The 22885-nt window shown below is 63.3% G+C and carries 23 protein-coding genes; 8 read left to right on the forward strand and 15 right to left on the reverse strand.

The genetic code is table 11. The annotated features are described in order from the left end of the window. Positions 1–3 precede the first annotated feature (3 nt). Complete coding sequence (mutY, locus tag AWB67_RS08720) at positions 4–1065, forward strand: A/G-specific adenine glycosylase (RefSeq protein ID WP_087655835.1); 1062 nt, start codon at positions 4–6, stop codon at positions 1063–1065. Here mutY and AWB67_RS08725 read toward each other — a convergent pair. The 11 genes from AWB67_RS08725 to kdsD form a co-directional block, all read right to left on the reverse strand. Continuing rightward, complete coding sequence (locus AWB67_RS08725; RefSeq protein ID WP_087655836.1) at positions 1062–1694, reverse strand: LON peptidase substrate-binding domain-containing protein; 633 nt, start codon at positions 1692–1694, stop codon at positions 1062–1064. The genes mutY and AWB67_RS08725 overlap by 4 nt on opposite strands. Positions 1695–1728: 34 nt before the next feature. After that, positions 1729–2625 carry an RNase adapter RapZ gene (rapZ, locus tag AWB67_RS08730; protein ID WP_087655837.1) on the reverse strand — a complete coding sequence of 299 codons (897 nt, stop codon included), beginning with the start codon at positions 2623–2625 and terminating at the stop codon, positions 1729–1731. Between the two features lie 74 nt (positions 2626–2699). Then, positions 2700–3668, reverse strand: coding sequence for an HPr(Ser) kinase/phosphatase (gene hprK, locus AWB67_RS08735; RefSeq protein ID WP_087655838.1), 969 nt, complete (start codon positions 3666–3668; stop codon positions 2700–2702). A 164-nt stretch (positions 3669–3832) separates the two neighbouring features. Next, entirely contained in the window at positions 3833–4288 is a 456-nt protein-coding gene (ptsN, locus tag AWB67_RS08740) for a PTS IIA-like nitrogen regulatory protein PtsN (protein ID WP_087655839.1), read from the reverse strand. A gap of 380 nt (positions 4289–4668) precedes the next feature. Next, positions 4669–5028 (reverse strand): ribosome hibernation-promoting factor, HPF/YfiA family, encoded by a 360-nt coding sequence (gene hpf, locus AWB67_RS08745; protein WP_087655840.1) that lies wholly within the window; start codon positions 5026–5028, stop codon positions 4669–4671. 185 nt (positions 5029–5213) lie between these two features. Then, positions 5214–6725, reverse strand: coding sequence for an RNA polymerase factor sigma-54 (locus AWB67_RS08750; RefSeq protein ID WP_087655841.1), 1512 nt, complete (start codon positions 6723–6725; stop codon positions 5214–5216). 152 nt (positions 6726–6877) lie between these two features. Continuing rightward, on the reverse strand, positions 6878–7645 hold the full coding sequence (gene lptB, locus AWB67_RS08755) for an LPS export ABC transporter ATP-binding protein (RefSeq protein ID WP_087655931.1): 768 nt from the start codon (positions 7643–7645) through the stop codon (positions 6878–6880). 11 nt (positions 7646–7656) lie between these two features. Further along, on the reverse strand, positions 7657–8346 hold the full coding sequence (gene lptA, locus AWB67_RS08760; RefSeq protein ID WP_087655842.1) for a lipopolysaccharide transport periplasmic protein LptA: 690 nt from the start codon (positions 8344–8346) through the stop codon (positions 7657–7659). Between the two features lie 30 nt (positions 8347–8376). Then, the gene (gene lptC / locus AWB67_RS08765; RefSeq protein WP_087655843.1) at positions 8377–8979 is read right to left on the reverse strand and encodes an LPS export ABC transporter periplasmic protein LptC; all 603 of its coding nucleotides are present in this window, start codon (positions 8977–8979) and stop codon (positions 8377–8379) included. Between the two features lie 2 nt (positions 8980–8981). Further along, positions 8982–9539, reverse strand: a complete 558-nt coding sequence (locus AWB67_RS08770; protein WP_087655844.1) for a KdsC family phosphatase — start codon at positions 9537–9539, stop codon at positions 8982–8984. Continuing rightward, positions 9539–10522, reverse strand: coding sequence for an arabinose 5-phosphate isomerase KdsD (gene kdsD / locus AWB67_RS08775; protein ID WP_087655845.1), 984 nt, complete (start codon positions 10520–10522; stop codon positions 9539–9541). Before kdsD ends, AWB67_RS08770 begins: the two co-directional genes overlap by 1 nt. Positions 10523–10684: 162 nt before the next feature. Here kdsD and AWB67_RS08780 point away from each other — a divergent pair, with 162 nt between their 5' ends. The 5 genes from AWB67_RS08780 (at position 10685) to purU (ending at position 15708) form a co-directional block, all read left to right on the forward strand. Then, positions 10685–12679 carry a monovalent cation:proton antiporter family protein gene (locus tag AWB67_RS08780; protein ID WP_087655846.1) on the forward strand — a complete coding sequence of 665 codons (1995 nt, stop codon included), beginning with the start codon at positions 10685–10687 and terminating at the stop codon, positions 12677–12679. Between the two features lie 16 nt (positions 12680–12695). Then, positions 12696–13262 (forward strand): adenine phosphoribosyltransferase, encoded by a 567-nt coding sequence (locus AWB67_RS08785; RefSeq protein WP_087655932.1) that lies wholly within the window; start codon positions 12696–12698, stop codon positions 13260–13262. A 7-nt stretch (positions 13263–13269) separates the two neighbouring features. Then, entirely contained in the window at positions 13270–13884 is a 615-nt protein-coding gene (locus tag AWB67_RS08790; RefSeq protein ID WP_087655847.1) for a LysE family translocator, read from the forward strand. Positions 13885–13966: 82 nt separating this feature from the next. Further along, a complete protein-coding gene (locus AWB67_RS08795) occupies positions 13967–14812 on the forward strand; it encodes an NUDIX hydrolase (protein ID WP_087655848.1) in 846 nt (281 codons plus the stop codon). Positions 14813–14838: 26 nt separating this feature from the next. Continuing rightward, positions 14839–15708, forward strand: coding sequence for a formyltetrahydrofolate deformylase (gene purU, locus AWB67_RS08800; protein ID WP_087655849.1), 870 nt, complete (start codon positions 14839–14841; stop codon positions 15706–15708). Positions 15709–15768: 60 nt separating this feature from the next. On the opposite strand, the gene AWB67_RS08805 is transcribed toward purU, so the two are convergent. The 4 genes from AWB67_RS08805 to uvrA form a co-directional block, all read right to left on the reverse strand. Further along, positions 15769–16047 (reverse strand): alpha/beta fold hydrolase, encoded by a 279-nt coding sequence (locus AWB67_RS08805; RefSeq protein WP_087655850.1) that lies wholly within the window; start codon positions 16045–16047, stop codon positions 15769–15771. Further along, entirely contained in the window at positions 16044–16283 is a 240-nt protein-coding gene (locus AWB67_RS08810) for an alpha/beta fold hydrolase (RefSeq protein WP_087655851.1), read from the reverse strand. The genes AWB67_RS08805 and AWB67_RS08810 overlap by 4 nt, the downstream gene beginning before the upstream one ends. A gap of 207 nt (positions 16284–16490) precedes the next feature. Then, entirely contained in the window at positions 16491–17576 is a 1086-nt protein-coding gene (locus AWB67_RS08815) for an AI-2E family transporter (RefSeq protein ID WP_087655933.1), read from the reverse strand. Between the two features lie 124 nt (positions 17577–17700). After that, positions 17701–20574 carry an excinuclease ABC subunit UvrA gene (gene uvrA, locus AWB67_RS08820; protein WP_087655852.1) on the reverse strand — a complete coding sequence of 958 codons (2874 nt, stop codon included), beginning with the start codon at positions 20572–20574 and terminating at the stop codon, positions 17701–17703. Between the two features lie 241 nt (positions 20575–20815). Between uvrA and AWB67_RS08825 the strand changes: the two genes are divergently transcribed. Both AWB67_RS08825 and AWB67_RS08830 read left to right on the forward strand, forming a co-directional pair. Next, on the forward strand, positions 20816–22018 hold the full coding sequence (locus AWB67_RS08825; protein ID WP_087655853.1) for an MFS transporter: 1203 nt from the start codon (positions 20816–20818) through the stop codon (positions 22016–22018). Positions 22019–22137: 119 nt separating this feature from the next. Then, positions 22138–22671, forward strand: a complete 534-nt coding sequence (locus AWB67_RS08830; RefSeq protein ID WP_087655854.1) for a single-stranded DNA-binding protein — start codon at positions 22138–22140, stop codon at positions 22669–22671. Positions 22672–22885 lie beyond the last annotated feature (214 nt).

Here is a 22885-nt window from a genome sequence, read left to right on the forward strand (position 1 = left end):
CCGATGCTCGCACTCGCTGATTTCTCCACGCGCCTGGTCGCGTGGCAACGCGTCCACGGCCGGCACGACCTGCCGTGGCAAAACACACGCGATCCGTATTGGATTTGGCTGTCGGAAATCATGCTGCAGCAGACGCAGGTGTCGACGGTGATTCCGTACTACGGGCGTTTTCTCGCCCGTTTCCCCGATGTGAACGCTCTCGCCGCCGCGCCGCTCGACGACGTGATGGCGCTCTGGGCCGGCCTCGGCTACTACTCACGCGCGCGGAATCTGCATCGATGCGCGCAGGTCGTATCGGCGGAGTACGGCGGTCATTTCCCACAAACGGTCGATGAACTCGCAGAATTGCCGGGCATTGGGCGCTCGACGGCGGCGGCGATCGCGTCGTTCGCGTTCGGGGTGCGCGCGACGATCCTCGACGGTAACGTGAAGCGCGTGCTGGCGCGCGTGTTCGGCATCGACGGCTTTCCGGGCGAAAAGCGCGTGGAGAACACGATGTGGACGCTCGCCGAGTCGCTATTGCCTGAGGCCGCGCTCAAGGACGACGTCACGGCGTACACGCAGGGCTTGATGGATCTTGGTGCGACGCTTTGCGTGCGCGGGAAGCCGGATTGCGCACGCTGCCCGTTTGCAGCCGATTGCGTGGCAAACGTGACCGGGCGCCAGCGTGAACTACCGGCAGCGCGCCCCAAAAAAACGGTGCCGACGCGCAAGACGTGGATGCTGGTATTGAAGTCAGGCGACACCGTTCTGCTCGAAAAACGTCCGCCGACGGGCATTTGGGGCGGCCTCTGGAGCCTGCCCGAAGCCGCCGATGAAGACGCGCTCGCGGCCGTCGCGCATAGTTTCGGAGGCGCGGATGCGTTGCAGCGCCTGTCGCCGCTCACACACACTTTCACGCATTTCAAGCTGGATATCGAGCCGCGTCTTGGAGAATCGCAGGGCCGGCTGATTCAGGCTGCGGACGCCGAAACCGTCTGGGCGCCGCTCGCGGACATCGATTCGTTCGGGCTGCCCGCGCCGGTGCGCAAGCTGCTCGACAGCTTGCAAGGCTCGCTGATCTAGAGCAACTGATGGTGCTGCATGTAGTGATGCACGACGTCGATACGCGCCGATGCGTCGTCTAATTCCATGAGCTTTTGTCGCGCGCGCATCGGAATCGGCAGAATTTCGGAGAGGCGATTTGAGACCCACGTCGGATCGTCGAAGAGAAAGGGCTCTGCGAACGGAAGATTCTGAGGGTCGCGCGCTTTGATCGTATCGATGATCCGCTCCAGCACTTCCGCACATGCACCGAACTTCGCGAGCGCTTCCACGCCCTGTAGCGGCTGATCCTCGCCGATCGTTTCCGCCATCCCGACGATCAGATTGCTCGGCTCGACTCGATGCGACAACAGACGAAAACGCTCCGTCCCGCGCGCCTGCACGAGCAGCAGGCCGAAGGTATCGACATCGCATTCTGTGATTTCCGCGAGGCAGCCGACGCTTTCCGGCACCGACGGATCGCCCGGCGACGCAATCTCGTTACCGCTTTTCAGGAGACAGACGCCGAACGGCGTCTTTTCACGCAGGCACTCGCGTGCCATATCGAGATAGCGCGCTTCGAAGATCTTGAGCGGCAGGAGACCGCCGGGGAACAGCACGGTGTGCAGCGGGAACAGCGGCAAGTCGGCGAGAATGGGATTGGAAGACATCGCGCGCCTCCGGTTTTGATCGCCGCGCCGGCGATCAGGTTGGCGTGGGCGCCGCGCTGCCATCGACCGCGATGGGCGCGTCGCGATGCCGCACGATCACATTCGCCTTGTCGCCGAAGCGCGCGGCGAGCGCCTGGGCGATGAAAACCGAGCGATGCTGCCCGCCCGTGCAACCGATCGCAACCGTGAGATAGCTGCGGTTGTCGTCGCGAAACTGCGGCAGCCACTTGCCGATGAAGGTGCCGATGTCGTCGATCATCTGGTGCACCATCGGCTGCGCCGACAAATATTCGATGACCGGCTGGTCGAGCCCCGTCAGCGGCCGCAATTCACGATCGTAGTACGGGTTCGGCAGCGTGCGCACATCGAAAACGAAATCAGCGTCGAGCGGCACGCCGCGCTTGAATCCGAACGACTCGAACATCAGCGTGAGCCCGGCCGCTTCCTGCTCGATGAAGCTCTTCACCCACGCGCGCAGCACGTTCGCGCGCAGATTGCTCGTGTCGATCTGATGTCCGAATTCAGCAAGTCCGGCGACGAGTTCGCGTTCGCGCTCGATGGCTTCGGCAAGCGAGGTCAAGAGGCCGACGTCGGCGTCGTGCACGGGCGAGCCCGAGAGGGGATGGCGGCGGCGCGTCTCGGAAAAACGCTGGATCAGCGACTGCGTGCTGGCGTTGAGAAACAGGACGCGCAGGTCGAAGGCGCGGGAGAGATCGTCGATGATCGCGGGGACTTCGTCGAGCGAGATGCTGGAACGCGCGTCGATTGCGACGGCGAGGCGCGTCTGGCCTTCGCCTTCCAGATACCGCGCGAGTTCGGGCAGAAAACGCGGCGGCAGGTTGTCGACGCAGTAGTAGCCACCGTCTTCGAGGGCGTTCAATGCGACGGACTTGCCGGAACCGGAGATGCCGGTGATCAGGATGATGCGCATGGATATCGACTCGTTCGCTTAATCTTAGCACCTGCGATTGTGCACGGAATCGCCGCCGCGCCGCGCCCGGTGCGTCAGATCAGCTTGCCGGGGAACTGGCTGTCGGGGTCCTGCATCGCCAGCCGCTGGCGGTCCATGAAGTCCCGCAAGGTATCGATGCCGCGCAGTTGCAGGATCGTATTGCGCACCGCCGCCTCGACCAGCACCGCGAGATTTCGGCCGGCCGCCACTTGAATCGTAACCTTACTGATCGGCAGGCCGAGCACGTCGACGGTCTGGCTTTCGAGCGGCAGGCGCTGGAATTCGCCGTCCGGCCGGCGCACGAGCTGCACGATCAGCTTCAGCTTCATTTTCCGCCGCACGGCGGTTTCACCGAAGATCGTCTTGATGTCGAGGAGGCCCAGGCCGCGAACTTCAAGCAGATTCTGCAACAGCGGCGGACACCGCCCTTCGACGAAGTCAGGACCCAGGCGCACGAAATCGACGGCATCGTCGGCGACCAGGCCGTGGCCCCGGCTGATCAGTTCCAGGCCGAGTTCGCTCTTGCCGAGGCCGGAGTCTCCGGTGAGCAGCACGCCCATGCCGAGGATGTCGAGGAAAACGCCGTGCAGCGTGGCGCGCGGCGCCAGGATGCGCGACATATAGAGCCGCAGACTGTCGATGACCGCCGCCGCCGACATGCGCGTCGTGAAAAGCGGCGTGGAAGAGCGCGTACAGCGCAGGACGAGCTCGGGCGGCGCGCCGACTTCGCCCGCCACCACGAGAAACGGCGGCTCGAGCGCGATCAGTTCGGCCATGTTGCGTGAACGATCTTCGTCGGACTGGCGCTGGTAGTAGGTGATCTCGGCGTCGCCGAGTACCTGGATACGGTTGGGGTGAATCAGATTCAAGTGTCCGACGAGATCGGCACTCGATGTCGCGTTCGCGACCGTCTCGGTCGAAAAGCCGCGTTCCCAGCCTTCGTGACCCGTGAGCCAGCTCAGTTTCAGCGCGGCTGCATTGTCATCGAAAATACTCTGGGCGTTGATGCTGGACGTATCCATGAACCGGAACTCCGTTGGAAGCCGGGAGCGGACTTGGGGTGACGGGCTCGGCGCCCGAGCCAAACGTGTTCCGCTCCATTGAACCGATTGTGCCCCAGAAGCACGGACCGCGCGAGCCGGCGGCCGGCCGCTCTGTCACGCCACGCGTGCTTCCCGGGCTAGTTTTACGGCTGCCACTGCGTGAGCACTTTATATAGTGCTTCACGATCTTCTTCCTTGTTCAGACGCTCGCGCGCCTGTGTGTCGGAGAGTAGTTGTGCGATCTCCGACAGAATTTCAAGATGCTGCTGGGTCGCCTGCTCGGGCACGAGCAGGAAGATGAGCAGCGACACCGGCTGGCCGTCGGGCGATTCGAACGCGATCGGCTCCGCCAGGCGCACGAAGGCGGCAAGCGGTTGCTTCAGGCCCTTGATTCGTCCGTGAGGAATGGCGACGCCTTCGCCGAGACCGGTCGAGCCGAGGCGCTCGCGCGCGAAAAGATTGTCGGTGACGGTGCTGCGGGCGATGCCGTTCTGGTTCTCGAAGATCAGCCCCGCTTGCTCGAATACGCGTTTCTTGCTGGTGACGGCCAGTCCGAGGACGACGTTTTCGAGGGGAAGGAATTTGGCTAAACGATTCATGTTGGCAGGCTGATGCGTGGCCTGAATTCTCCTCATCGTGGCGACTGGTCGAAAAGCGCTCACGGCGATGTTGGAAGGGAACGCGCTAACGGCGCAGTCCGTTGTGAAATTCGATAATAACCGCTCCATTATATGACAGCGCAACCCGCGATGGTGCAGCGCGCCAATCTCTTCCAGCGCTATCTGAGTGCTACCAAACTCTCCCGAAATCAACGAGTTGGCCCCGATTTGCAACAAAAAAGCCGCCTGAATTCAGGCGGCTCGTGCCAGGGTTGCGCTATGTCGTGGGTCGGTTCACAAATTTTGAATGATTCCTCGAATCATTGCCATCGTGAAAACGATATTGCGACGACCGACCGTTCGACACCGGCCGGCTCAGTTCACGGCGACGGCGCTTCCAGTTCTTGCGCCTCGGCGCGGTACTTCATGGCTTCGTGGGCGTGACCCTGGATTTTGTCCTTGTGCTTGATGACTTGCCGGTCCAGCTTGTCGACCATCAGGTCGATCGCCGCGTACATATCAACGTCACAACTTTCGATGAAAATGTCCTTGCCCTTCAGATGCAGGTTAATTTCAACCTTTTGTCGCTTGTCCTTTTCTCTATGATTGTCGACCGAGAGGACCACATTGCCGTCGATCACTTGATCGAAATGACGGAGCACTCTGTCGAGTTTGGTGATCACGTATTCTCGCAATGCAGGCGTCAATTCGAGGTGGTGTCCACTGATCTTCAGATTCATAGTTGCTCTCCAAGCTAGTGGCCGCACAAGCACGGCAACGCGGCTGATACCGGTCGGCTTTGCTTCCCGTCGCTACGCCGTCCGGGCGTACGTGAAAAACGGGTCGCGTCGGCCGGCTCGTCCGCGCTTTCCGCGATGCGGCCGGTAAAGGCCCGCTGCGAAATGCAACGGGCTACAGAGACGGGTCATAGAGACTTACGCAGATTCACCGCGGGGATTTTCAGGGCTTCGCGATACTTCGCGACAGTGCGCCGCGCGACCACGAATCCTTGTTCCGCCAGCAGTTCGGCGATGCGGCTGTCAGAAAGAGGAGATTTGGGGTCTTCCGCTCCTATCAGTTGCTTGATGAGGGCCCGGATCGCCGTTGACGATGCCGCGCCTCCTGTGTCGGTCGATACGTGCGATCCAAAGAAGTACTTAAATTCAAGCGTCCCGAACGGGGTGAGCATGTACTTGCCGGTCGTCACACGTGAAACCGTCGACTCGTGTAAACCCAGCGTATCAGCAATCTCCCGCAAAACCAAGGGCCGCATGGCAATTTCGCCATGTGCAAAAAAGTTCTTCTGACGTTCCACAATTGCCTGCGCGACACGCAGAATCGTCTCAAACCTCTGCTGAATATTCTTGATCAGCCAGCGCGCTTCCTGCAGTTGTTGACGCAGTGATCCGCTGCCCGGATCGCCGCGGTTGTTGCGAAGAATGTTCGCGTACAAATGATTGATGCGCAGGCGCGGAACGATCTCCGGATTCAGTTCCGCCGTCCAGCCGCCCGCACTTTTGCGCACGAGGATGTCCGGCACGACGTAATCCGCTTCGCTCTTGCCGTACGCGGCGCCCGGAAATGGCTCCAGCGATTTGATGAGCGCATGGGCGTCGCGCAGGGCGTCGTCGCTGGCTTTGAGTTGCTTGCGCAGGCGCGTGAAATCGCGTGCGGCGAGCAGTTCCAGGTGATGCGTGACGATTTCCAGTGCGAGCGTCCGCGTGGCCGATGCATCGAGCCGCAGCAACTGCAGCTTCAGACACTCCGACGCCGAGCGGCCGCCTACACCTGGCGGATCGAAACTCTGCAGGAGCGCGAGCGCGGCACTGAGTTCGTCGACGTCGACTTCAAGTTCGTCTGGTAAATCCGCCTGCACTTCCTCCAGCGACGACGTCAAATACCCGTCTTCATCGAGCGACTCGATCAGGAACGTGATCAACGCGCGGTCGCGCTGGTTCGCCTGCGTCATGCGAAGTTGCGCGGTCAGGTGATCGCGCAGCGTCGTGGTCGATTCGTGGATTTGCAGCGGGGGGAGGTCGTCGTCGTCCGAACCGGTGTTCGAGCGGCCGTAGTCTTCCAGATTCCACGAGTTGGAATCCGAGCCGCCGTCCGTGCCGTTGTATTCGTCGACACCCTGCGGTTCGCCGCTCTCCGACCGCTCGGACGTCGACGTGCTGCTCGACGAGCCGTTGTTCATCAGCGGCTCGGGCGGCGCGCTCGACGTATTGGCCGAGGTGATGAGCGAGCCGTCGGCGGCAACGCGCAGCGGGCTCGCGATCCAGTCGTCCTCGTTTTCGAGGAGCGGATTCTGGGCGACCGCCATTGCCACCTCTTGTTGCAGTTCGAGCGTAGACAACTGCAGCAGCCGGATGGACTGCTGCAGTTGCGGGGTCAACGCAAGATGCTGCGATAGGCGGAGTTGGAGGCTGGCTTTCATGGCAAGTTTTTATTCATTGTAGAGAGTTTGCCACGCGCGCGAAACCTCGCGGGGATTCACAAAAACAGCCGTGCCGCCTCGAGGGCGGCACGTAAGAATTGCATCGTCGGCTTGATGCAGCGCAGTAAAACGCGCGATCCGGCGTGAATCCGTCACATGCGGAAGTGCTCGCCGAGATAGACGCGCCGCACGCTCTCGTTCTCGATGATCTCGCTCGGCGCCCCGGCCGCGAGCACGCTGCCGTCACTGATGATATACGCGTGGTCGCAGATGCCGAGCGTCTCGCGCACGTTGTGGTCCGTGATCAGCACGCCGATGTTGCGCTGCTTCAGGAACTTGACGATCTTCTGAATTTCCAGCACAGCGATCGGATCGACGCCGGCGAATGGCTCGTCGAGCAGGATGAACGCCGGGTTGGTCGCGAGCGCCCGGGCGATTTCGACGCGCCGCCGTTCACCGCCCGAGAGCGACAGCGCCGGATTCTCGCGCAGGTGAGCGATCTGGAGCTCGTCGAGCAGCGCTTCGGCGCGCTCGTAGATCGCGTCCTTCGAGAGGCGCTTGCCGGATTCGTCAGTTTGCAGCTCCAGAACGGCGCGAATGTTCTGCTCGACCGTCAGCTTGCGGAACACCGATGCTTCCTGCGGCAAGTATGAAAGCCCGAGCTTCGCGCGCTGGTGAATCGGCATGAGGGAGATCGAGGTCCCGTCCAGCGCGATTTCACCTGCATCGAGGGGCACCAGGCCGACGATCATATAGAACGACGTCGTCTTGCCCGCGCCGTTCGGGCCGAGCAGCCCGACGACTTCGCCGCTCTTCACGTCGAGCGATACGTCTTTCACGACCGTGCGCGAACCGTAGCGTTTCTTCAGATTGCGGACGGCGAGCGAACTCGATTCACCGATCGGCTTTCGATGGGGCATGGCGGGCGAATTCACTGCTGCGGCGTTCCTTGAATGGTGTTGGACGGAGCGAGCGTGGCCGGGCTGCCGCTGAGCGGCGCGGCGTTGCCGTTGCGCGGCGAGAGCATCGCGCGCACACGTCCGCTCGGATTGCCCGGCCCGGCGACGTCCGGACCCGCCTTCGCGGTGTAGAAATCCTTCTGGCCGTCATAGGTGATCACGCTGCCGCGCACTTCGTCCTGAACCTTCGTCAGGCCCTGCAGGCGGCGCACGACCGCGCGGTTCGTGAGCGTGGTGAGGTCCTGCTTGCCGTCGTAGTCGATGCGAACCGCGTTGCCTTCGATGTACTCGTCGACGCCATCGCGCTTCTGGCGGAAGTACGACAGGTTCTTGCCGGTCGACGTGCCGGTCGCGTACTGATAGCCCTGCGGGTCCTGGGTCACTTCGACGCGATCGGCCTTGATCACGATCGTGCCTTTGGTCGCGACGACATGGCCGATGAAGATGTTCTTCTGCTTCAGGTCGTCGTAGGACATGTTGTCCGCTTCGATGTTGAGCGGCTTGTCGCGGTCGGCGCGTTCGGCGTGGGCTGCCGGAGCGAAGCCCGCGAGCGGCAACACGACGAGCGCGGCCGCGAGCCCGGTCTGCACGGCGCGCGCGGCGCGGCGCGACAACGCTTGGCGCGGACAGCCGGAATCAGGACGAGGGGACGTTTCGTTCATGCAGTCACACTTGGGATGAGATTGCCGGGATTACTTGGAAGAGCCGCCGTTGATATCGGACGAGGCGATCGCGCCGCGCACGCTACCGAAGAGCTTCATTTCCCGGGTCACGTTGTTGTAGTTCATGCCATTGGCCGTCATCACGGACGGACCGCGCTGAAGTTTAACCGGCTTTTCCGTTTCGATGACATCGTCGTTGACCAACACGCGAAAATGCTGCGAATCCGCCTGCATCTGCGGATCGCCGAATCCGGCGGCACGCAGGATGCGGGCGTTGTCGTACAGGTCGACGATGGAGACGTCGCCGTTCACCGTGCCGCGCTCGGCCGTCGCGGTGACGGTCGGCTTCTGCGGCTGGAACATGCGCATCGCGGGCAGCGTGAGGTCGCTGTTTTCGTCGTCTTCGTAATGGACCATCGACTTCGCCGTCAGGCGATATTGCGTCGTGCCGGTCGTGTCGAGTTCGGAGACGGAGAAGTTGTCGGCGAAATAGTCGGGCGTGTGGCGCTTCGCCTGCTCCGGCGCTTCCGGCGCGGAGGGCAGCGTCGCCTGCAGCAGCCAGTACGTGACGCCCGCGAGCGCGGCCATCGCGACGAGCGGCAGGAGCGAAGTGAGGCGGGCGGGGCGCGGCATCGTCAGCCTCCGATCGCCGTGGCGAGCAGGTCGTCGTAACGATTCTGCGCGCGCAGGATCGCGTCGCACACTTCGCGCACGGCACCGTGGCCTCCGCGCGCTTCGGCCACCCAGTGCACGCGACGGATCACTTCGGGATGCGCGTTGGCCGGGGCCGCCGCGAAGCCGCACAGGCGCATGACGGGGAGATCGGGCCAGTCGTCGCCCATGTAGCCGCACTCGGACGCCGCGATGCCGGTTTTTTGCAGCAATTCGGCGAGCGCGACGGTTTTATCCTCGACGCCCTGGAACAGATGCGTGATCGCGAGTTCCCGCACGCGCGCCGTGACGATGCCCGACTGCCGTCCGGTGATGATCGCCGTCTGCACGCCGATTGAGGCAAGCGCCTTCACGCCGTAGCCGTCGAGCGAATTGAACGACTTCATCGTGTCGCCTTCGGCGGTGAAGAAGAGGCTGCCGTCGGTGAACACGCCGTCGACATCGAAAATCATCAGCTTGATGCGGCTCGCGCGCTCGGCGGCGTCGGCGGGTCCCTGTGCAGCGGAAGGCTTCTGCGCCATCAAATTACCTTCTTGGAGAAGAGGTCGTGCATGTTCAGGGCGCCGATCAGCGTCGCGTTGGCGTCGACGACCAGCATCTGATTGATGCGATGACGCTCCATCAGTTCCACGGCTTCCACCGCGAGATGATCGGGGCCGATCGTGCGCGGGTTGCGCGTCATGACGTCGGCGAGTCGCAGCGCGCGGAAATCGCCGTCGCGCTGCAGCACGCGGCGCAGGTCGCCATCGGTGAAAATGCCTTCGACGTGACGGTTCGAATTGATCACGGCCGTCATGCCCATGCGCTTCTCGGTGATCTGGAAGAGCGCGTCGGCGACGGTTGCTTCGAGCTGCACGACCGGCACTTCGTCGCCGACGCGCATCACGTCGCGTACATAAGTGAGCAGCCGCCGGCCGAGCGCGCCGCCCGGATGCGAGCGCGCGAAGTCGTCGGGGCCGAAGCCGCGGGCGTCGAGCACGGCGACCGCGAGCGCATCGCCGAGCGCCATCGCGGCCGTCGTGCTGGCGGTGGGCGCGAGATTCAGCGGGCACGCTTCCTTTTCGACGCGCGCGTTCAGGTGCACGTCGGCGAGTTGCGCGAGGCTCGATTCGGGGCGGCCCGTGATCGCGATCAGCTTGGCGCCCAGGCGCTTGATCAGCGGCAGGATCGCGACGAGTTCCTCGGTTTCGCCGGAATTCGACATCGCGATGAAGATGTCGTCGGCGGTGACCATGCCCAGGTCGCCGTGGCTCGCTTCGGCGGGATGCACGAAGAACGCGGGCGTGCCGGTGCTCGCGAGCGTCGCGGCGAACTTGCGCGCGATATGCCCCGACTTGCCGATGCCCGACACCACGACGCGTCCCCGGCAGCCGAGCAGGAATTCGACGGCGCCGGTGAAGTTGTGGTCGAGGAGATCGGAGAGGCCGCGCACAGCGTCGGCTTCGATGTCGATTACGTTGCGAGCCAGCGCGAGCGCCCGGTCGCCATTGATTTTCGCTATCATTCGCGGAGTATAACAAAGGCGTTTCTTCGCCGCGCCGGACTACCAGCGGCTCGCCGCCGCTCATCCGCCCCCCGAAAGGCCTGCCGCGAAAGGCCATCCACGAGAGTGGCGAGCGCTCGCGCGCGAAGCCGTTCCGCCGACGAAAACGAGGACGCTAGACGGATGACATCGCCGCTCGAAATGACTCTGCTGTTGCTGCTGTGTTCGGTGGCGGGAGTCGTCGTGTTCCGGTTTTTGAACCTGCCGCCGATGCTCGGCTATCTGGCCGTCGGCATCGTCGTCGGGCCGCACGCGGCCGGCATCGTGCCGGACAGCGAGGGCGCGCAGCATCTGGCCGAGTTCGGCGTCGTGTTCCTGATGTTTTCGATCGGGCTCGAGTTCTCGCTATCCAAATTACGCTCGATGCGGCGCATCGTGTTCGGCCTGGGCGCGTTGCAGGTCGCGGGGACGATCGGGTTCGCGCTCATCTTCGGCTGGATCGCGAGCTTCTGGATGCATATGTCCTGGCAGGCGAGCTTCGCGCTCGGCGGGGCGCTCTCGATGTCGTCGACGGCGATCGTCAGCAAGCTGCTCGCCGAGCGGCTCGAACTCGAGTCGGAGCACGGCCGCAACATCTTCGGCGTGCTGCTGTTCCAGGACCTCGCCGTCGTGCCGCTGCTCATCATCATCGCGGCGTTCGGCAACGGCAATTCGTCCCAACTCGCGATGTGGCTCGGCATCGCGGCGGTGAAGATCGTCGTCGCGCTGACGGTGCTGCTCTTCATCGGCCAGAAGTTCATGACGCGCTGGTTCGACATCGTCGCGCGGCGCCGCTCGCAAGAGCTCTTCATGCTGAACCTGCTGCTCGTCACGCTGGGCGCAGCGTTCATCACCGATAAATTCGGCCTGTCGCTCGCGCTCGGCGCGTTCATCGCGGGGATGTTGATTGCGGAGACGCCGTACCGGCATCAGGTGGAAGAGGACATCAAGCCGTTTCGCGACGTGCTGCTCGGTCTCTTCTTCGTGACGACCGGCATGCTGCTCAATCCGGTCGTGATCTGGCAACACCCGCTGCTCGTCCTCGGTTTTCTCGTCGTGCCGATCCTGCTTAAGGCCGTGATGATCACCGGCCTCGCGCGGCTCTTCGGCGCGCCGCCGGGCGTCGCGATGCGCACGGGGCTGAATCTCGCGCAGGCGGGCGAGTTCGGTTTCGTGCTTCTGAACCTGATCCTCGATTCGCATCTCGTCAATCCCGTGCTGCTGCAGGCGATCCTTTCCGCGATGCTGCTCTCGATGCTCGCCGCGCCGTTCATCATCCAGAACGCGGACCGGATCGTGCTGCGGCTGTCGTCGACGGAATGGATGCTGCAATCGCTGCAAATGACGAAGATCGCCACGCATAGCCTGAAGCAGAGCGGCCACGTGATCATCTGCGGATACGGCCGCGCCGGGCAAAACCTCGCGCGCATGCTGGAGCACGAAGGCTTGTCCTACGTGGCGCTCGACCTGGACCCGGATCGCGTCGCGGCGGCTGCGGCGGCGGGCGAATCGGTCGTGTTCGGCGATGCCGGGCGGCGCGAGTCGCTGCTCGCCGCCGGCCTGCATCGCGCGGCGACGATCGCGATCACGTTCGCGAACACGCCCTCGGCGATGCGCGTGCTGCACAACATCCACGAGCTCGAGCCGACCTTGCCGGTGATCGTGCGCACCGTCGACGACGCCGATCTCGAAAAGCTGATCGCGGCGGGCGCGACGGAGGTGATTCCGGAGATCGTCGAGGGCAGCCTGATGCTGGCGTCTCACACGCTGGTGCTGATGGGCGTGCCGATGCGGCGCGTCGTGCGGCGCGTCGAGGAAATGCGCGACGAGCGCTATAGCCTTTTGCGCGGCTATTTCCGCGGCGCCGACGATCTCGACGACGACGATGGCCACGAGCAGGTCCGGCTACAATCGGTGCCGATCGACGAGAACTCGGAAGCCGTCGGCCAGACGCTCGAGGCGCTCGGGCTGGTGGGCAAGGAGATCGAGGTGACGGCGATCCGGCGCCACGGCATTCGCGGCGTCGAGCCGGACCCCGATACCAAGCTGCGTGCGAAGGACATCGTCGTGTTGCGCGGCCTGCCCGAAGTGCTTGCAGTGGCCGAAGAGCGGCTGTCGCGCAATCGCCGCGCCGCCTGAATTTCCCGGAGACATCATGTCCAGCCTTCCCACGACCGCCCCGTCCAACGCCGCGCAATTCATCAAGAACCGCGTGCGCACGATCGACGGCTGGCCGCAGCCGGGCGTGCAGTTCCGCGACATCACGCCGGTCCTTGCGGATCGCCGCGCGTTGCGCACGTTGATCGACCTGTTCGTGCAGCGCTATATCGATGCGAAGCTCGACACCATCGCCGGGCTCGATGCGCGCGGTTTCATCATCGGGCCGATTCTCGCGTATGAGCTGAGCATCGGCTTCGTGCCGATCCGCAAGAAGGGCAAGCTGCCGTACAAGACGCTCTCGCAGTCGTACGAGCTGGAATATGCGAGCGCGACGGTCGAGATTCACGAGGACGCTTGCCAGCCGGGCGAGCGCGTGGTGATCGTCGACGATCTGATCGCGACCGGCGGCACGATGATGGCGGGCACGCAGTTGCTCAAGCGCCTGGGCGCGGTGGTCGTGGAGGGCGCGGCGATCATCGATCTGCCGGATCTCGGCGGCTCGACGCTGCTGAAGGAAAGCGGCTTGCCGCTTTTCACCGTGTGCGAGTTCGCCGACCGATAACAACGCCATGCCCAACTTTCTGCTCTTTTTAGCCGCATCGGTTGCGATCACCGTCGCGCCCGGTCCCGACAACCTGCAAGTGCTCGCGCGCGGCATCTCGCAAGGCCGCGCGGCGGGCCTCGTCGCGGCGCTCGGCTTCGCTGCCGGCATCAGTTTTCACACGACGCTCGCCGCGCTCGGCGTCGCCGCGTTGCTGCGCTCGTCGCCGATGGCGTTCGAAGCAGTGAAGCTGGCCGGCGCCGCGTATCTCGTGTGGATCGGCATCAAGGCGCTGACGAGCCGCGGGCTCGCCACCGCGCATGAACGCCCGAGCCAGCCGCTCTCGACCGTGTTCCGGCAAAGCGTGATCGGCAACATGCTGAATCCGAAGGTCACGCTGTTCTTCATCGTGTTCCTGCCGCAGTTCGTAAATCCGCACGGCGGCCAGAGCGTGATGCTGCAAATGTTCGAGCTCGGCGCGCTGTTCATGCTGCAGACCGTCGTCGTGTTTTCGATGTTCGGCATCGGCGCGGGGATGATCGGCGCGTGGCTGAAGCGCCGGCCGCGCGTCGGCGTGTGGCTCGACCGGCTCGCGGGCGCCACGTTCATCGCGCTGGGGATTCGCGTCGCGTTGCGCGACTAGCCTCGCGCGGCGGGTTTTGGAAACCCCCGCGTTACAATTGCCGGCTTTGCTTAGACGCCTGTTACGCGTCGCCGGAGACTCCATGCCCCTGCCTTCGATCGCCGCCGCCCGTCGCTTCGATCCCGCCGCGCACCTGCCGTTTTTCATCGGCGACGAGCGCGTCGGCTGGATTCGTCGCGGCGATGTATCTCTGCTTGGGCGTTGGCCGGACGTCTTCGCGATCGATGCCTCCGCGGTCCGCCTCTCGCCGTCGTTCGATACCGTCGATGCCCGCAGCGCAGCGCTCGGCGCGGTGATCGGCATGCTCGCCGCCGACGGCCGCATCCCCGGCTGGCGCGACGAAACCTACGCGATCCGCAACCACTTCGACGCCGCGCCGCTCGCGTTCATCGAGCGCGCGGCGTCGCGCTTCTTCGGCACGATGACCTACGCGGTGCATCTGAACGGCATCGTAGAATATGACGATTGCGCGCCGCAGTTGTGGATCGCGCGCCGGAGCGAGAGCAAGGCGACGGATCCGGGCATGCTCGACAACGTCGTCGCGGGCGGGATCGGCTGGGGGACGGGCATTGAGGCGACGCTCGTGAAGGAATGCTGGGAAGAAGCCGGCATGTCGCCTGAACTCGCCGCGCGTGCCGTGCGCGGCGGCACATTCCACGTATTGCAGACGCTGCCCGAAGGCACGCAAGCCGAGCAGATCTTCGTCTTCGACGTCACGCTCCCCGCCGATTTCGCGCCGTGCAATCAGGACGGCGAAGTCGGCGAACACCGGCTCGCGCGCATCGACGAAGTCGCGCGCTGGATCGAAGAGGGCGCGCTCACCGTCGATGCGAGCCTCGCCACGCTCGATTGCCTGCTGCGCCGCCGCTGGATCGACGAGGAAGCCTGCGAGGGCATCGCCGCCGTCTACGAGGCGCCCGCGCCATAAATTCAAAGCGAAGGAGTTACCGGTTCATGTCGACCGAACATAGTTTCATTCTGAAGTTGTCGTGCCCGGACCGGCCCGGCATCGTGCACGCGGTGTCGGGTTTTCTGTTCAACCTCGGCGGCAATATCCTCGATTCGGCGCAGTTCGGCGACAGCCACACCGGCGAGTTCTTCATGCGCGTGCATTTCCAGCAGGTCGGCGGCGATCCGGGGCTGGAGGCGCTGCGCGCGTCGTTCAACGAGCTTGCAGAGGATTTCGGAATGCGCTGGGAGTTGCACGACGCGTCGGTGAAGCCGCGCGTCGTGATCATGGTGTCGAAGATCGGGCATTGCCTGAACGACCTGCTGTTCCGCTATCGCACCGGCCAGTTGCAGATCGAGATTCCGGCGATCGTGTCGAATCACAAGGATTTTTACCAGCTCGCGGCGAGCTACGACATTCCGTTTCACCACTTGCCGCTCACTTCGTCGACGCCGCAGGCCAAGGCCGCGCAGGAAGCGCGCGTGCTGGAGATCGTCGAGCAGCACGACGTCGATCTGGTCGTGCTCGCGCGCTACATGCAGATTCTGTCGCCGCAGTTGTGCGAGAAGCTCGCCGGCCACGCAATCAATATTCACCACTCGTTTTTGCCGAGCTTCAAGGGCGCGAAGCCGTATTACCAGGCGTTCGACCGCGGCGTGAAGCTGATCGGCGCGACAGCGCATTACGTGACGACCGACCTCGACGAAGGCCCGATCATCGAGCAGGAAGTGGAGCGTGTGGATCACAGCATGACGCCGGATCAACTGACGGCGATCGGTCGCGACGTGGAGTGCGTGACCCTCGCGCGCGCTGTGAAGTGGCATGTGGAGCACCGGATCGTGCTGAACGGCAGCAAGACGGTGGTGTTTCGCTGAGTTCGCTTTCAGGAAAGTCATGCAAGGAAACCGCCGGTTGTCGTGACCGGCGGCTTTTTTTTAAGCGCGTGTCGCCTCGGCGATCGCGTCGGCAACGGCCTGCGGCTGATCGATCGATACAAGCAGCATCGCGTTTGGCACGCTTTTCAGGCGCGCGTTCGGGAACGACTCCTTCAGCCGCACGCCCAGCGCCGGAGGAAAGAAAATGCAGTTCTCGCCCCAGACCAGCGACACTCGCTTCTGGTACTTCGAGAAGTTCTTCGCGGCGTCTAGCGTGTAGTGCGGCGCCATCGCGAGGAGAACCTTCAGACCGTCGCGGGCGACTTCCGGATTCGTCACGCCGCCGCCGAGAATTTCGGCGAGAGATCGGCGTCCTCGCGGGTCGGAACGTGTTGCGCGCCGAAGGGAAAGTCGGGCTGGATGTGGCGCAGTCCGTTCGGCAATTTTGCGACGACCGGGTCCCAGATGTGACTGTTCGTGAAGATGCCGTGAACGTACAGGACCGGGCGCCCGGTGCCGCTCTCGCGATATTCGACCGTTCCCGCCGATGTACCGACCGCCTTGCGTGTGCTCATGGAAAAGCCTCCTTCGATGGTTTGACGTGTGTTCGAGCGATTAGCCCTCGCATCGGTATACGCCGTGAACATCGGACAAAGGCGCGGAATTCGTAAATTTTGCGCAGCTGAAACGTGAACAATTGTGGACGATGATTTGATCGGCCGATGAAAAAAGCCGCCAGTCTTGCGATTTGGCGGCCTTCGTTTCAAAGCATCGGATAGGGGCTAAACCAGCCGCAAATAGATCAATTCCCGCTTGATATACGCATAGAAAATCGGCGCGGCGATCACGCCGGGCAGGCCGAACGCGGCTTCCATCGCGAGCATCGCGAGGAGCAGTTCCCACGCGCGCGCCTCGATCTGTCCGCCAATGATCCGCGCGTTCAGGAAGTATTCGAGCTTGTGAATAAGGATCAGGAACACGAGCGAGGCGACCGCCGTACCGAACGAAACCGACAGCGAAATCCCGACGATGATCGTGTTCGAGATCAGGTTGCCGATCACCGGCAGCAACCCGACGATGAACGTGACCAGCACGAGCGTCTTCGAGAGCGGCAGCCGCTCGTGAAAGATCGGCAGCGCGATCAGCAGGTACATCGCGGTGAAGACTGCGTTGATCGCCGAGATCTTGATCTGCGCGAACACGATGCGGCGGAACGCGTCGGCGAAACGCGTCACGCGCGTGACGAGCGCCGTGGAAAGCGGCAGCCGATGCGGATGCTTCGGCACGCTGACCGCGATGATCGCGCCGATGATCATGCCGATCAGAATATGCCCGAAGCCGCGCGCCATCTCCTTGCCGCCTTGCTGGAGTTGCTCGGCGTGCCGGTGCATCAGTTCGGTCGCCTTGTCCTTCATCTGGCCGGCATCGACGGGAAGATAGTTCGCCACCCAGTCCGGCACGCGCAGGCGCGCGTGCGAGCTGATCGTCATCAACTGATCGAGGAGTTTCTGCATGCTCGGCACGTCGTGCTCGAAATGCTCGATGGTGGCGATGGTCGCGCCCGTCAGCCCGCCGATGATCACCGCCGACAGCAGCACGACCGCGACGAGCCGCGCGCGGCCGCTCGTCATGCGCTTTTCGATGAACGGCGAGATCATGTGCACGAGCTGGTACACGAGCATGCCCGCGAGCAGGCCGCCGAGCAGCTTAAGTTCGAGCACGAGGAACATGCCGGCGAACATCGCGAGATAGCTGCCGATCTCCACCGCCGACAGCTTCGGCATGCTCATGTCGCTCGTCAGCCTGACCGGCCGGGCTGGCAGGTCCCGGACCCGCCGCTCCTCGGTCGCTTCGTTGCGCTTTGCCATGACCGCTTCCATCTCCTGTCGCCAGCTTGGTTCGTCACCGCCGCAGCCCGGTATCGCTACCGGGCGCAACTCGTGTTCTCGGCAAGTTCATGTCGCCGGACGGCCCCGAGCTCAGCCCGGGCGTTCAGGCTGCCGATTTCGGCCGTTGCAACAGCGGTGCCAGATACCTGCCGGTAAAACTGGCCTTCGACTTCGCAATCTGCTCCGGCGTACCGTGGGCGATGATCTGCCCGCCGCCGGCCCCGCCTTCCGGACCGAGGTCGATCACCCAGTCGGCGGTTTTGATCACGTCGAGATTATGCTCGATGATTACGACAGTATTACCTTGATCGCGCAGCCGGTGAATCACTTCGAGCAAAAGCGCGATGTCGTGGAAGTGCAGGCCGGTGGTCGGCTCGTCGAGAATGTATAGCGTCCGACCCGTGTCGCGCTTGCTCAGTTCCAGCGACAGCTTGACGCGCTGGGCCTCGCCGCCGGAAAGCGTCGTCGCCGACTGGCCGAGGCGGATGTAGCCGAGCCCGACGTCGAGCAGCGTCTTCAGCTTGCGCGCGACCACCGGCACCGGCCTGAAGAACTCGTGCGCCGCTTCGACCGTCATGTCGAGCACTTCGCTGATGTTCTTGCCCTTGTACTGGATGTCGAGCGTTTCGCGGTTGTAGCGCTTGCCGTGGCAGACGTCGCACGGGACGTAGACATCGGGCAGGAAATGCATTTCCACCTTCAGCACGCCGTCGCCCTGGCACGACTCGCAGCGCCCGCCCTTCACGTTGAACGAGAAGCGGCCGGGATCGTAGCCGCGCTCCTTCGAGCCGGGGACGCCCGCGAACAGCTCGCGGATCGGCGTGAAAAGGCCGGTGTAGGTAGCCGGATTCGAGCGCGGCGTGCGGCCGATCGGCGATTGATCGACGGCGATCACCTTGTCGAAATGTTCGAGCCCTTCGATCGCCTCGTAGGGCGCCGGCTCGGTCGCCGAGCCGTACAGATGCTGCGCGACCGCGTGATAGAGCGTGTCGTTGATGAGCGTCGACTTCCCCGAGCCCGACACGCCCGTCACGCAGGTCAGCAAGCCAACCGGCAATTCGAGCGACACGTTCTTCAGATTGTTCCCGTACGCCTCGATGATGCGCAGGAAGCGGTCGTCCGGCGCGGTGCGCTCGGTGGAATAGCTGATCGTGCGCTTGCCCGACAGATACTGGCCTGTCACCGAATTCGGGTCGTTCTGGACCTGCTTCGGCGTGCCTTGCGCCACGATCACGCCGCCGTGCACGCCCGCGCCCGGGCCCATGTCGACGACGTAATCCGCCATGCGGATCATGTCCTCGTCATGTTCGACGACGATCACCGAATTGCCGATGTCGCGCAGATGCTTGAGCGTGCCGATCAGGCGGTCGTTATCGCGCTGATGCAGGCCGATCGACGGCTCGTCGAGCACGTACATCACGCCGGTGAGGCCCGAGCCGATCTGCGACGCGAGCCGGATGCGCTGCGCTTCGCCGCCGGAGAGCGTTTCCGCGCTGCGTTCCAGCGACAGGTAATCCAGCCCGACGTTATTCAGAAACGACAGCCGCGCGACGATCTCCTTCACCACCTTGTCGGCGATTTCGCGCTTCGCACCTTCGAGCGTGAGCGTCTGGAAATAGCCGAGCGTGTCGCGCAGCGGCCAGCCGCTCACTTCGAAGATGCCGCGCGCGTCGTCGCCCGAGCCGACTTTCACGTTGCGCGCTTCGCGGCGCAGGCGCGTGCCTTCGCAAGCGGGACACGGCTGATTGTTCTGGTACTTCGCCAGTTCCTCGCGCACGGCGGTCGAATCGGTCTCGCGATAACGTCGCTCCAGATTCGGGATGATCCCTTCGAACGCATGCTCGCGCACCGACGTCCGGCCGCGCTCGTTGATGTACGAGAACGGAATCTGCGTCTTGCCGGAGCCGAACAGCAGGATCTTGCGCACTTTCTCGGGAAGGTCCTCGAACGCCTGCTCGATGTCGAAATCGTAGAACGCGGCGAGGCTTTGCAGCATCTGGAAGTAGAACTGGTTGCGCCGGTCCCAGCCCTTCACGGCGCCCGCCGCCAGCGACAGCGACGGATGCGCCACCACGCGCTTCGGATCAAAGAATGTGATCTGGCCGAGGCCGTCGCATTCGGGACACGCGCCCATCGGATTGTTGAACGAGAAAAGACGCGGCTCCAGTTCCTGCAGCGAATACGAGCAGACCGGGCAGGCGAACTTCGAGCTGAAGAGCTTTTCGGCCTCGGTGTCCATTTCGAGCGCGATCGCGCGGCCGTCGGCGAGACGCAGCGCCGTTTCGAACGATTCCGCGAGCCGCTGCTTCATATCCGGGCGCACTTTCAGCCGGTCGATGACGACATCGATCGTGTGCTTGTCGTTCTTCTTCAGCTTCGGCAGGGTATCGACTTCGTAGATCTTCGCGACGCCCTCGTTCGCCGTGCCGCCGCCCGAGCGGATGCGAAAGCGGATGAAGCCCTGCGCCTGCATCTCCTCGAACAACTCGACGTGCTCGCCTTTCCGATCCGCCACGACGGGCGCGAGGATCATCAGCTTCGTTTCCTCGGGCAGCGCGAGCGCGGCGTCGACCATCTGCGAGACGCTTTGCGCCTCGAGCGGAATGTGGTGATCGGGGCAATACGGCGTGCCGACGCGCGCGAAAAGCAGGCGCAGGTAGTCGTGAATCTCGGTGACGGTGCCGACTGTTGAGCGCGGATTGTGCGACGTCGCCTTCTGCTCGATCGAAATGGCGGGCGACAAACCCTCGATCAAATCGACGTCCGGTTTCTCCATCAGTTGCAGGAATTGCCGCGCATATGCCGACAGACTCTCGACATAGCGACGCTGGCCTTCCGCATACAGCGTGTCGAACGCGAGCGACGACTTGCCCGACCCGGACAGGCCCGTAATCACGATCAGCTTGTGCCGTGGCAGGTCGAGACTGACGTTCTTGAGGTTGTGGGTGCGAGCCCCACGAATACGGATTTCTTCCATGAACCGGGCGGAAAGTGAGGGGGCTAAACCTGCTACTATAACGACTTTTCAAAGGCGCCGTTTCCGTGCCCGACAGCGTTAGCGAAGCGCTGGAAGGGTTGTCACGCGGCGCGTTTCAGCCGGGTGGCGCGCTTGGGCAGTGCGTCTCATATAGTGCCGTTTCCAGTAACTACAAGGCGGCCGCGCCGGGGCTCTATCTCGCGCCTAGGCCAACGCGACTCACCAACATTTCCCGCTTCTGATGTCCAATCCGTCTGCCATGTCTTCAGGTCTTAGCGCGCCCGAAATGCGCGCGACCGTGTCGCTCGCCGCGATTTTCGCGCTGCGGATGCTCGGCCTATTCATGATCATGCCGGTGTTCTCGATCTACGCGAAGACGATTCCCGGCGGCGACAACGTCTTTCTCGTCGGCCTGGCGCTCGGCGCGTACGGCGTCACGCAGTCGATGCTCTATATCTTCTACGGCTGGATCTCGGACAAGCTCGGCCGCAAGCCCGTGATTGTGTTCGGGCTGATCGTGTTCGCGATCGGAAGCTTCGTCGCGGCGGTCGGCCATTCGATGACGTGGATCATCGCCGGGCGCGTGATTCAGGGGATGGGCGCGGTGTCGTCGGCGGTGATCGCGTTCATCGCCGATCTCACGAGCGAGGAAAACCGCACGAAGGCGATGGCGATGGTGGGCGCGAGCATCGGCGTGTCGTTCGCGGTGGCGATCGTCGGTGCGCCGATCGTATTCCACTGGGTCGGGATGAGCGGGCTTTTCACGGTGATCGGCTTTCTGTCGATTCTGGCCGTGGGCGTGGTGCTGTGGGTCGTCCCCGATGCGCCGACGCCGCCTGTCCACGTGAAGGCGCCGTTCGCCGAAGTGCTGCACAACGTCGAATTGCTGCGTCTGAACTTTGGCGTGCTGGTGTTGCACGCTACGCAGACGGCGCTCTTTCTCGTCGTGCCGCGGATTCTCGAGGCGGGTGGCCTGCCGGTTGCGGCGCACTGGAAGATTTACCTGCCGGTGATGGGCCTCGCATTCGTGATGATGGTGCCCGCCATCATCGCCGCCGAGAAACGTGGAAAAATGAAGAGCGTCATGCTGAGCGCGATCGGGCTTATCCTGATCGGCCAGTTGTTATTGGGCGCGGCTCCCCACACACTATGGTCGGTGGCCGCGATCCTGTTTGTTTACTTCCTCGGCTTCAACGTGCTGGAGGCGTCGCAGCCGTCGCTCGTGTCGAAGCTCGCGCCGGGCACGCGCAAGGGCGCGGCGGCGGGGGTCTACAACACGACGCAGTCGATCGGACTCGCGCTGGGCGGCGTGATCGGCGGCTGGCTGCTGAAGGTGGACGGGCAGAGCGCTGTGTTTTTCGCGTGTTCGGCGCTGGTGTTCGCGTGGCTCGTCGTGGCCGCGAACATGAAGGCCCCGCCGCGCAAGGTTCAGCGCGTGGTTTAAGCGCTCGGGTTAATCAAAGTTTCACTTCAATCGAATTCAGTTGGGGGCGGTGACGGTTCAGGACTTGCGAGTCCGTGCGCCGCGTCCAGCAGCAAGGCATCGAATCAACAGGAGAAATCATGGCATCCGTCAACAAGGTTATTCTCGTCGGAAACCTGGGCGCCGACCCGGAAACCCGTTATCTGCCGAGCGGCGACGCCGTGGCGAACATCCGTCTCGCGACGACCGACCGCTACAAGGACAAATCGTCCGGCGAAATGAAGGAACTCACGGAGTGGCATCGCGTCGCGTTTTTCGGACGGCTCGCGGAGATCGTGAACGAATATCTGAAGAAGGGCTCGTCGGTGTATATCGAGGGGCGTATCCGCACGCGCAAGTGGACGGACCAGTCGGGGCAGGAAAAGTATTCGACTGAAATCGTGGCGGATCAGATGCAGATGCTGGGTGGTCGCGGCGGCGCGGGCGGTGGCGGTGACGAGGGCGGGTACAGCCGTGGCGCGCCTGCGGAGCGTGGCGGTGGCGGTGGCGGTGGTCGCGCGCCGGCGGGTGGTGGACGTGCCGCGGGCGGTGGCGGAACGAGCGGTGGATCGAGCCGCCCGAGCGCGCCGGCCGGCGGCGGGTTTGACGAGATGGATGACGATATTCCGTTTTAATCTTTCAAGAGACTGGAAAAAAGCCCGCGACATGAGGTGTCGCGGGCTTTTTTCTGATCCTTGTATTTAGACGTTTTTGCGTCTTCTCAATTCCCCCTTGAAATCTGAGAAAATTCCCTTTTCTTACAGATTGGCGATTCTTCCTCGTCGCACCCTCCACAAAGAAAGACGTTTAAGCGACAGTAAATGTCACTTCTGTCGCTCATGTAGCGGC

The organism is Caballeronia terrestris (assembly GCF_001544515.1).
Taxonomy (GTDB): domain Bacteria; phylum Pseudomonadota; class Gammaproteobacteria; order Burkholderiales; family Burkholderiaceae; genus Caballeronia; species Caballeronia terrestris.